8 protein-coding genes are annotated in these 10527 nt (G+C 63.0%); 1 reads left to right on the forward strand and 7 read right to left on the reverse strand.

Annotated elements, in window-relative coordinates:
• Positions 1-24 precede the first annotated feature (24 nt).
• The 7 genes from VMR03_RS10065 to VMR03_RS10095 all read right to left on the reverse strand — a co-directional run bounded on the left by VMR03_RS10065 (position 25) and on the right by VMR03_RS10095 (position 9627).
• Positions 25-1476: an MBOAT family protein gene (locus tag VMR03_RS10065; protein ID WP_325404774.1), complete on the reverse strand. Its 1452-nt coding sequence runs from the start codon at positions 1474-1476 to the stop codon at positions 25-27.
• A 162-nt stretch (positions 1477-1638) separates the two neighbouring features.
• On the reverse strand, positions 1639-4269 hold the full coding sequence (locus tag VMR03_RS10070) for an autotransporter outer membrane beta-barrel domain-containing protein (protein ID WP_325404776.1): 2631 nt from the start codon (positions 4267-4269) through the stop codon (positions 1639-1641).
• A gap of 122 nt (positions 4270-4391) precedes the next feature.
• Positions 4392-5585 (reverse strand): GDSL-type esterase/lipase family protein, encoded by a 1194-nt coding sequence (locus tag VMR03_RS10075; RefSeq protein ID WP_325404778.1) that lies wholly within the window; start codon positions 5583-5585, stop codon positions 4392-4394.
• 16 nt (positions 5586-5601) lie between these two features.
• Entirely contained in the window at positions 5602-6594 is a 993-nt protein-coding gene (locus tag VMR03_RS10080) for a DUF459 domain-containing protein (RefSeq protein ID WP_325404780.1), read from the reverse strand.
• Positions 6595-6797: 203 nt separating this feature from the next.
• Positions 6798-7220: a GFA family protein gene (locus VMR03_RS10085; RefSeq protein ID WP_325404782.1), complete on the reverse strand. Its 423-nt coding sequence runs from the start codon at positions 7218-7220 to the stop codon at positions 6798-6800.
• 23 nt (positions 7221-7243) lie between these two features.
• Positions 7244-8659, reverse strand: coding sequence for a vWA domain-containing protein (locus tag VMR03_RS10090; RefSeq protein WP_325404785.1), 1416 nt, complete (start codon positions 8657-8659; stop codon positions 7244-7246).
• A gap of 26 nt (positions 8660-8685) precedes the next feature.
• Positions 8686-9627 (reverse strand): MoxR family ATPase, encoded by a 942-nt coding sequence (locus tag VMR03_RS10095; protein WP_325404787.1) that lies wholly within the window; start codon positions 9625-9627, stop codon positions 8686-8688.
• Between the two features lie 274 nt (positions 9628-9901).
• On the opposite strand from VMR03_RS10095, the gene VMR03_RS10100 reads away from it, so the two are divergent.
• Positions 9902-10527 (forward strand): sulfatase-like hydrolase/transferase (locus tag VMR03_RS10100; protein WP_325404789.1); only part of this gene is annotated, 626 nt, incomplete at its 3' end.

Consider the following 10527-nt stretch of genomic DNA (forward strand, 5'->3'; position numbering starts at 1 on the left):
TCGAGAAGATCGAGCATGGGACCCTCAGAACTGGAAATAGATGAAAGGCGCGACGCCTTCGGGCGCCGCTGCCCAGATGACCAGAATACCCGCGCCGAGGAGCAGTCCGAGCAACGGCGCCGGCAAGGCCCGGATCGAGAGCGCCAGTTCGCGGCCAAGATTGCGCGGCGTGAACTGGAAGAAGAGCCCCAGCGCGACGAGGCCGACAAGGAAAGGCGTCGCGTGATCGTGGCTGCCGGTCCAGTCAGCGAAGCCCTTCAGGTAATCGAGCGCCGTGCCGAAACTATCGGACCGGAAGAAAATCCAGGCGAAGCAGACGAGATGAAATGTCCAGACGATGCCGACGACGTGCTGCGCGAAATTCCCGATCTTCGTCAGCAGCCCTTCCTCGTCGGCATGAGGCGGCGCGAGTTCGTCGAGCTTCGCGCGGACGAAGCGCTCCAGTCCGAGCATCGCACCGTGGAATGCGCCCCATACGACGAAGGTCCAGGCGGCGCCGTGCCATATGCCGCCAAGAAACATGGTGAGGAAGAGATTGCGATAGGTTTTCGCTTCGCCATACCGGCTGCCGCCAAGGGGGATGTAGAGATAATCTCTCAGCCAGGTCGACAGCGAGATGTGCCAGCGCCGCCAGAAATCCTGAAGGCTCGAAGCGCGATAGGGTTGGTCGAAATTTTCCCGGAAGCGATAGCCCAGCAGCGCCGCGATGCCGATGGCGATGTCGCTGTAGCCCGAGAAGTCGCAATAGATCTGCACGGCATAGCCATAGATGCCGACAAGAAGATCGAGCGCCCCCACCGCCGTCGGATCGAAGAAGACCGGATCGACGAGTTCGGTCGCGAGGTAATTTGCGATCACCATTTTCTTCGCAAGACCCGTCAGCACGAGCACCGTGCCGATGGCGACGTGCTCGCGCGTCAGACGCGCGGGCGCGTTGATCTGAGGAATGAAGTCCGCGGCGCGCACGATGGGACCGGCGACAAGCTGCGGAAAGAACGACTTGAAAAGCATGACGTCGAGGAGCGAGCGTTCGGCTGCGATATGCCCGCGGTAGACATCGACGACGTAGGAAATGCCCTGGAAGGTGAAGAAGGAAATGCCGATGGGTAGAATGATTTCCAGGAATGGCAGATCGCGATGCAAACCCAGCGCCGTCAGCACTTCATCGAGCGAGGTGAGGAAGAAGCCGTAATATTTGAAGAAGGCGAGGACGCCGAGATCGACGACCACAGTCAGGCCGACGACGAGCTTGCGCAGGCCCGGGCGCGAGAGTCGGCCAAGAGCAAGACCGGCGAGATAATTGATGAGGGTCGTCGCGAAAAGCAGGCCGGTGAAGCGCCAATCCCACCAGCCATAGAAGAGATAGCTCGCGCCGACGAGAAAATATTTCCGCCCCTCCGGCGACGCGCGCAAGGACCATCCGATCGTGAAGACGATCAGAAAGAAAATCCCGAACTCGAGGGTCGGAAACAGCATGCCCGCCAGCGCCCACTCTTGCCCCAACCGCCGCCAGGCGTCGGCCTACAAGCGCCGCCGGATGTCGGGCGACGTGTCCCAATATTGGACAGTGTGCGTGGAATCTCAATGAAAGGCTGGGCTTATGGTTAACACCCGGCAGGCGCGCCCTCGACAGAACTTTCAGAACTTCATGACCACCGTTGCCGTCGCCTGATGCGAGGTGAGCCTGTCGCCGAATTGTCCCGTGTAGTCGAAATTGAGCCTGGCATAGCCGCCGCCGATGCTGACGCCGACGCCGCCGAACGGTACGTCCTTGTCGAGCGGGTCGCCTTCGAGCGAGAAGGCCCCACCGGAGACGAACTGCCCATCCGCGACCGGCGTCGCATCGAGAAGCTCGTGCGTGATGCCGCCGCGCAAATAGGGGTCGATGCCGCCGAACCTGCCGCCGAGACGCAGTTCCGCCGTCGTACGCAGCGACTGGAAATTATTCGCGTCGATGGCGAGATCGACGCCGCTACCGCCCCCCTCTTCCTCATAGGAAGCCTGACGCAGAAAAGTGTAGGAAGCTCCCAGCGACGGACGAAGCGTGATCGGTCCGAAGTCGAAATTATAGCCGACCTGCGTGGAGAGACCCGCCTGATAACCCATCCAGTCGGCATGCGGGTTGCGCGTCACATCGCCCGCCGTCACTTCCCGATAGCCCTTGTAGCTGTCGAGACCGAGACTCGCCATCGCATCCCAATAGAAAGGCCCCCTGTTCAGTCCATGATAGAATTGAACGAGATAGGATTGGTTGACGTTGTCGTTCGACGGATCGCTCGAATCGTAGTTCATGGCTGCATAGGTGAAGGACGCACCCCAGACATCTCCGTCGCGATCTCGCGCATCTGCACCGAAAGCCAGCGCGTAGAGCGTGCCGTCATATCCGGCGGAATTCGCGCCGCTTGCCGCACTTTCAGCCGAGGCCGATTCCTGAGCCCACAATCCGGTGTTGCGATGGGGGCGATAGCCGCTCGTGTCGCCATCCTGCTCGCTGCTGCGCAGGAGCGCGAGCCGGTTGCTGACGATGCCGGAAGAGACATCCTGAACGCGGATCGCCTGCTCCTCCCGCGCACCGGAGAGATCGGGAAGAAGCGCGGAATAGAGCGCCCTGATCTCGGCGACGGTCGAAAGATTTCCGACCGCCGCGCCGAACTCGTCGTCGGTCGCGAAAGCCGTCGGCGCGGCATTATAGATCGTCGCGGCGGCGCCGCTAATGCCGAGTTCGGAAGCGGTCTTGCGCGAGAGAGTTATGTAGAGCTCGCCGTCGCTCGTGCTCAAAACGGCGTTGTATCCAGCGTTCACCCCGCCAATGACGAGATCCTCGATGCCGCCGTAGGACAGCGAAAGCGTGCCCGCGTCCACGAGCTCGATAGTCGCCGTCGAACTGAGATAGGATGAGAAGCTGACGTCCACGGTCGCGCCCGATGCGAAGCTCGTCGTGCCCGTCGTGGTGAGCAACGCACTCGCCGAATTCGTCGCGTCGTAGGTGACGGAAAAGATCGAATCCGAAGAGAAGGAGGCACTGGTCGCATAGTAGCCAGAGCCCGAGCTGACGAAGGTCGCATCTTCCACGGTGAGCGTACCGGCCGCGCCGGAATTTGTGCCGCCCGTGAAGATCGCGCCGCCTGACAGCGTGAAATCGAGCGAACCGCCGGTTGCGACGTCGATATCGCCCGTGATCTCGCCGCCATCGGAGGTAACGGTCGATGCGCCGCTGCCGAGATAGATGTCGCCGGTGATCGTTCCCGTATTCGTCAGCGTGAAGGCGGAACTCGACGCGGAAACGTCGATCGCCGTCGTCGCGCCCGTATCCGCTTCGGCTTCGATGGTCCCCGAGTTGACGATGCTCGACAGTGTTCCAGACGCATCGATGATGGCAATAGCGTCGCCGTCGGTGTTGGCGACGGCCTTGATCGTGCCGGAGTTGACGATGCTGTCGAGCTCGCCGCCCGCTTCCACGGAAATGCCCGTCGCGGCGCCGCCGGTCGTGCCGAGCGTCACGCCCTCGATGGTTCCCTCGTTGTAGATCTCCGCGACAATACCGCCGGAGCCGATGCTGATGGCGGTCGATGCCGCGTCGATCGCGCTCGAATAGATGAGCGCGTCCTCGCCGTAGTTGGAAATGCCGCCGCCGAGGTCGGTCGTGTACCCGCTGTCGGCCTCGATCCGGATGGCGGTCGCCGCCTCGCCCGAATTGCTTCCATAGGCATAGATATAGCCCGCATTATAGATGCCATAGGCCTCGTCGTCGGTGCCGACATTGCCGACGACGATGTCGGCCGGCGTGGTCGCGTCCGTCCCTATGAAAATCGTATTGTTGCCGTAGGTAACGATCGTCGAGTCGGCTGCGTTCGAGATGCCGCCACCGACGCTCTGGTAGACTTCGATCGCCGGTCCGCCGATCTTGCCGTCGTCGCTGGTCGTGGAATCAGCCGCCGTCCCCGTCCTGATCGTTCCCTCATTGGCGATGGAACCCGATGTGGCCGCCGTCACGCTCACGCCGATGCCGTCGGCCTTGATCGCCGTCGTCGAACCGGTGTTCAGGAAGGAATTGTCGCTGTCGATGGTGACGGCCGTCTTGGCGCCGACCGCCAGGGTACCTGACACCGTAATATCGCCGTCTTCGGATGTCTTGTGCTCCGCCGTCGACGACGAGATCGTCGTGTCGGCATGGGCGGGACCGCCCAACTGAGACAGCGGAAGAACAAGAACGCAAAGCTTCGCCGCGCGGCGCAATACGCGCCGCGGTCTCGCGGTATTCGATGACACGACAGGATGCCCCCGTTGGGATACGACGCGAAATCAAACGGCGCGCGAAATCGAATCCGTCGTAGCGTTTCAAAAAACGGCGCGGCGCGGTGAGGAATAATGCAAGAGTTTGAAACTGTCGTTCATCGTGCGGAACAATTTGCTGCGGGTGCCAACATCTGCGTCAGGAATGCGCCGGCGCGGCGCGCGCCCTCGGGACGAAGATGCACATGGTCGGGCCAGGCGAGCGGCGGCTCCGCATTCACCCACCGGTCGATGCCGCAGCGCCCACCCATGACGATCGACAGATCCACATAAGCGACGCTCCGCTTCTCCGCGACCGATCTCTGCACCTCGCGCAATGCATCGAGCTTCGGCGGTGTCGTCCAGCCGTCGCCGCATGAGGACGGCATTCCAGGCTTTGCCTCGCGCGCGCCGTCGAGGCTGCCAAGCACGACGATGGAGCCGCGCGGCGACAGGCGTTTCAAACGGGCGATCAACGCGTCGAGCTTCACGGCATAGGCGCGAAGATCGAGCCCGTCGTTGAAGCCTTCATTCGTGCCGTAGCCGAGTATGACGAGATCTGGCGCAAGCGTTTCGATCTGCCGGTCGACCGTTGCCGCGTCCCAGCGGCCGACGACATCGAGCGTCGCACCGGTGATGCCGTAGCTGTCGTAACGGATGCCCGGCTTGCCTGTCAGCAGCATCCAGCCAAGCAGCGTCACCTCGCCATCGCCCGCCGGGTTCAATGCGACGCGACGCGCCGACGCCGCCGGCACGCGCAATCGCACGAGACCCGGTGTGGGCCTCCGCGTCGAAAGCCGCAAGGGCGCCGCGCCGTCGATCGTCAACATCAGCGATCCCGTTCGCGGTCCACCCATCGCGTCGACTTCGACCGTGGCGATGCCACCTGCTTGCCGCTCGATCGTCGTTTCCGCCGCCGGGCTCGTGCCGACGATCCTGTAACCCGCAATACCGAAAGGCCCTTGCGTGCTCGCCTGGAGGCTCGACGCGACCTCCCAGGGACCCGTCATCGTGACGCTGTAGCCGGCAGGCGCGTAATAGCGATAAGGAACTCCCGGGGGCAGCGCGCGGCCCGCATCGCCAAAGAGCCCGGCAAGATGTGCGCGCGGAACGTCCGTCATGTAGTCGAGGGCGATGTGGCTGTCGCCAAGATGAAGCACCGCGACCGTCTTGCGCCTGCCCTGCCGGAGATCGCCGAGGGCGGCATGGAATTCCGCAAGCCCCGGCCGGGAAGAAGCCGCGCAATGCGGCTCGGCTGCGCAGGCCGAAACGAGGACGAACCAGATCCCTATGGCGATTTTCGCGCCGCGCATCAGGCAAATCTGCCGCTCAGCGCGCGTCACCGGTCCAGCGCCAGTCGTCGCTGCGCCCGCGGCGTATATCCGCGACCTCGTAGCCCGTCGTCGCGCCTGCCGCACCCGTCCGGCGCTCTTCTTCGCCCGCGCTCGTCATCACGGCGGCCGTCACAGCGCCGGCGGAGCCCGTCGAAGCGGCGACCTTTCCGCCGTCCGCATCCGTCCTGATGGCGTCGGCAATCTCGCGCGCCAGAAGTTCATAGCCTTCCATCGTGAAGTGGATACCGTCTTCCGTGCGCAGCAGCCGCTTCTTGCCGGAGGGATCGGTGCCGTAGGCCTGATATTTTCCATCCTCGTCGGCGGCGAGCGCATGGGTCGGAATGAAGGCGATCCCGTTCGCGGCGGCGCGGGCCTCGAAGATGCCGCTGAAATTTTCCATGTCGGCCTCGAAGCCGGGGCTGCGCATGACGGGAAGACCGACCCAGTAAATGTGCGCGCCCGCCGCCTTCAGCGTCGCGGTGAAATCGTCGACGCGGGCTTCATAGACCTCGCGCCATTTCGGCTCGAAGAGCGCATAGCGATTGCCGTTCTCGATGATCGTCTGGCGGTCGTTGGTGCCCATCACGACGACGGCGATGTCGATCTTCGTATCCGCAGCCGCCTCGCGCACCGCGTCGTTCCAGTCGTAATAATCCTTGCGCACGAAGCCCGTGGCGACGCGCGACTTGCGGATCACGCTGAAGCGCTTGTCCTTGTGCAGAACATGATAGAGCCCAGCCCAGACGCCGTCGCCGAGCGAGTCGCCGAAGATCACGACATTGTAGTGGGTCTGCTCCGCATTGGCGGCGGGCTTCGCCGGCGTGGCGGCGGGCGCGGGGACGGCCAGCGCCGCCTTGGTCACGGAAGCGGCCGGCGCGGGCAGCGGCGAGATCGGGCGCGGTTCGGCCTGTGCGCCAAGTATCGCCGTCGCGCTGAGCAACAACGCGAGACCGGCACGCCTCCCGACAGCCCCGAAAAAATTAACCACCTTGCCCCCAAAGCAAAGCGACCCGCGAGGTTTGTGCATGCACAGGCCCGCGGCTCGTGATTTCATAACAGGCAGCCCCGTGCAGGCCCCATGCCCGTTTCGGCGGCTCAAATTCATGCCAAAACGGGACAGTCCACTCTAATCGAGCGGCCGATTTCTGCCAACCGGCGGCTTTGGGCGAACGGTGCGGGCTCAGTCTCCACCTATCCGCCGGAGATCACGTGCCCGTCATATCGAGGCAAATCGTCGGTGATCGCGAACCAGGGCGCCTTCGAGCCGACGAAGATATGAGCGGTCGGGCGAATGGAGGGATCGTCGAGCAGCGTTCCCAGGGTGACATGAACGAACCGACCGTCGCGGACGACCGAGTAGAGGAGCGAGCCGCATGTCGCGCAGCGCAGATCATGATTGTCGCGTTCATCTCCGACGATCAGAAATCCGGTCTCACCCGTCTCGACCGTCAACTTTTCGCGTTCGATTCCGGCGAAAGGCTTGAACGCGGCTCCGGTCGCCTGCCTGCATTTCGAGCAGTGACAGTTCACGGCATAGAGAAATTCATCGGTGACCGAATACTGCACGGCCCCGCACATGCATCTACCCGTCAGTCTGCGCCTGCTTTCCGTCATCGGCTTCTTCTCTCTTGCAACCTTCACGCGGCGTGGCGCAGCAGTTCCGAGATCACCCGTTCCAGATCCTTCAGCGACGCGCATGTCTTGGCCGTGTCGCAATAGGGCGCGAGGCGCTTCATCTCGCTGTCGCCGGAGTTCCACAGCGATTTCGGTTCGGGATTGAGCCAGATGACGCGGCGCGCGCGGGCATGGATCTTCTTCAGGATGTCGCCGCGCGGATTGCCGTAATTCGAGCGTGCATCGCCGAGGATCAGCACCGTGGTGCGATGATCGACGTCGTCGAGCGCCAGCCGTTCGAAATCGACGAAGGCCTGACCGTAGTCGGTCGAACCGCCGCCGAAGTCGCGCAATACTTTCGTCAGCGCCTCGTCGATCTTGCGCTCGCGCTCGAAGAGCTCCGTCGTCTCGCCAAGCTGGCCGGAGAAAGCAAAGGAACGCACACGCGGCAGCACTTCCTGCAGGCTGTAAAGAAACATCAGCAGGAAGCGCGCGACCTGCGCGACCGAACCCGAGACGTCGCAGATCGCCATGACCTTCGGTCGGTCGATCTTCTGCTGTTTCCAGACGGTATGAAAAAAGAGCCCGTCGAACTCGACATTGGCGCGGATCGTGCGCCGCATGTCGAGCTGGCCACGCTTCTCGACCTTCTTGCGGCGCGAATGCAGCGCGACGAGGCGCTTGGCCATCTTCGCCACCAGCGTCCGCATGATCTTCATGTCGCTGCGGTCGATATTGCCGAGCCGCACCTGGGAGAGCACTTCCTCGCGCAATTGCCGTCCGGCATTGGCCGTAAAAATTTCGAGCTGTTTCTCGACATAGTCGCGCACCTGCTCGCGCAGGGCATCGCGCGCATCGGCGAGGCGTTGCGCCCCCGCCGGATCGGCGCGCTCGCGCCGCTCGATCTCCTCGTTGAGCCCGTCGAGCCCCATGATTTCCATCATGCGGCGCGTATACATGCCGCGCTGCGTGAAGAGCCGGATGCGATTGAGCTGCGCCTGACGCGCGGCCTCGGCCAGCGCCATCTGCAACGCCGCCTGATCGCCGCTTTCGAGCATCGCAATGAGGTCTTCGGGCGCCGGCGCGCCGCCGGAAGGTTGGCCTTCCGTGCCGCCGCCGCCCGGCCCCGGCATCCCGCCCGAGCCGTTCTGGCTCTCGCCCGAAGGCGGCTCGCGCTCGCTCCCGTCCCGCTCTGCTTCCGCGCTTTCCGGCTTCGCCTTGAACTGATCGAAGGCAAAGAAGCGGTCGAAGGTCTCGCGGAAGGCCTGCTTCTCGTCCTCGCTCTTCGCCAACACCTGGCTCAGCGCGTGGCGCAATATCTCGCGCTCGCCGAGCCCGACGAGATCGACGACATTGCCGGCGTCGATCGATTCCGAGGTCGAGACCCGGATATCGGCCGCGCGCAACGCGCGGATGAAATCGCCCAATACTTCCGTCATTGGTCCACTTCGGTCATGCCGGCCTTTTACTGCGCGACCTGAAGCGCCTTGGTCGTCAGCGCGTTGATCTCGGAATCGACATTCTCGATATCGTCCTGGAATTTCAGCAGCACGTTCAGCGTGCTGCGCACCAGATCGGCATCGAGTTCGCGCGCGTGAAGCAGCACCAGCGTACGCGCCCAGTCGATCGTCTCGCTCACCGCCGGCAGTTTCTTCAGGTCGAGACCGCGCAGGCCTTGCACGAAGGCGACGAGCTGGTTGCGCAGGCGCTCTTCCACCTCCGGCACGCGGGCGCGGATGATGCGTTGTTCGAGCGCCGTATCCGGGAAGGGAATATAGAGATGCAGGCAGCGCCGCTTCAGCGCGTCGCCGATCTCGCGCGTGTTGTTCGAGGTGAGGAACACGATGGGCGTCGTGCGCGCCTTGATCGTGCCGAGCTCGGGAATCGAAATCTGGTAATCCGACAGAAGCTCGAGCAGGAAAGCCTCGAACTCGTCGTCCGACTTGTCGAGCTCGTCGATGAGAAGCACCGCGCCGCCCGGTTGCCAGAGCGCCTTGAGCAGCGGCCGGGGCTCGAGGAATTCCTCATTGAAAAACGTGTCGTCGAATTCATGGAGCCGGGTGATCGACTCCTTCAATCCTTTCGCACCAGCCATCAGGTCGCCGAGTTTTTCCTTCAGCACCTGCGTGTAGAGAAGCTGCTTGCCGTATTTCCATTCGTACAGCGCCTTGGCCTCGTCGAGCCCCTCATAGCATTGGAGCCGGATCAGCGGCTTGCCGAGAAGTTCGGCCGTCGCCTTCGCAAGCTCCGTCTTGCCGACGCCGGGCGGACCTTCGACGAGCAGCGGTTTCTGCAACCGTTCGGCCAGAAAAATCGAGGTCGCGATCTGGCTGTTGCAGATATAGCCGCTGCGCTCGAAGCCCTGCTGGATCGCGCCGATGGCCTCGGGGGCGTCCGTATTGTTCACTCTTGAATCCATCTTGTTCAATTCCGCACGAGAGGCGAAAATCGCGCCTCCCCCCTTCTTCTTCGTTTCCTGTTGAGGCGAGCGTAGCACAAGGGACAAAGGCGCGGACAACGGCAAAACACAGGCCATCGGAGACGTCCGCGGACGCTGCGAAAAATCGGATAGCCGCACGCAGCAGGCGCCTCATCGCCGTCCGTCGGCGGGACGAGCCCGAACTGGATGGACAGTCATTTCGCCGCGCATTAGTCCGGTCGGACACCGGAGGAACCCAGGCATGAGCAAGAATCGGAAAACACCGAACATTCTTTTCATCGTGACGGATCAGGAGCGCGTGGATATTCCCGCCGCGATCCCGCTTCACGCGCATGACCGGTTGAGGGCGAAAGGCGTCTCCTTCTCGAATTTCCACGTCACGACGACACCCTGCGGCCCCTCGCGCTCGGTGATCTATAGCGGGCGTCACACCAACCAGACGCGCATGATTTCGAATCCGAATACGCCGCCGCGCCGGGCGATGCCGCCCGAGATCGAGACAATGGGCGGCATGTTCCGCAAGCTCGGCTATGAAACGGCCTACAAGGGCAAATGGCATCTCAGCCATGTGAACGACCAACGCGACGAAGAAAACCGCGTCTTCCCCGTGACCACGAATGCGCTCGAGGCCTATGGCTTTGCCGACTACAATTACGATGGCGATCCACATGGCCGCACATGGACGGGCTATCGGCAGGATCGGATGATCGCGGCCGATGCCGCCGGATGGATCGATGGCCGCAAGGACAGCGACACGCCCTGGTTCCTCGCGGTCAATTTCGTCAATCCGCACGACATCATGTTCTTCACCACCGGCGAACATCAGACGGCGACGCGCTACTCGCCCAACATGGTCTCGCCGCTCGG

The organism is Parvibaculum sp., from assembly GCF_035511255.1.
In the GTDB taxonomy this organism is placed as follows: Bacteria; Pseudomonadota; Alphaproteobacteria; order Parvibaculales; family Parvibaculaceae; genus Parvibaculum.

Bases quoted from the DNA above. Each gene is read 5' to 3' on its own strand.
- VMR03_RS10065 (WP_325404774.1), bottom strand. From the start codon at position 1,476: ATGCTGTTTCCGACCCTCGAGTTCGGGATTTTCTTTCTGATCGTCTTC.
- VMR03_RS10075 (WP_325404778.1), bottom strand. From the start codon at position 5,585: ATGCGCGGCGCGAAAATCGCCATAGGGATCTGGTTCGTCCTCGTTTCG.
- VMR03_RS10085 (WP_325404782.1), bottom strand. From the start codon at position 7,220: ATGACGGAAAGCAGGCGCAGACTGACGGGTAGATGCATGTGCGGGGCC.
- VMR03_RS10090 (WP_325404785.1), bottom strand. From the start codon at position 8,659: ATGACGGAAGTATTGGGCGATTTCATCCGCGCGTTGCGCGCGGCCGAT.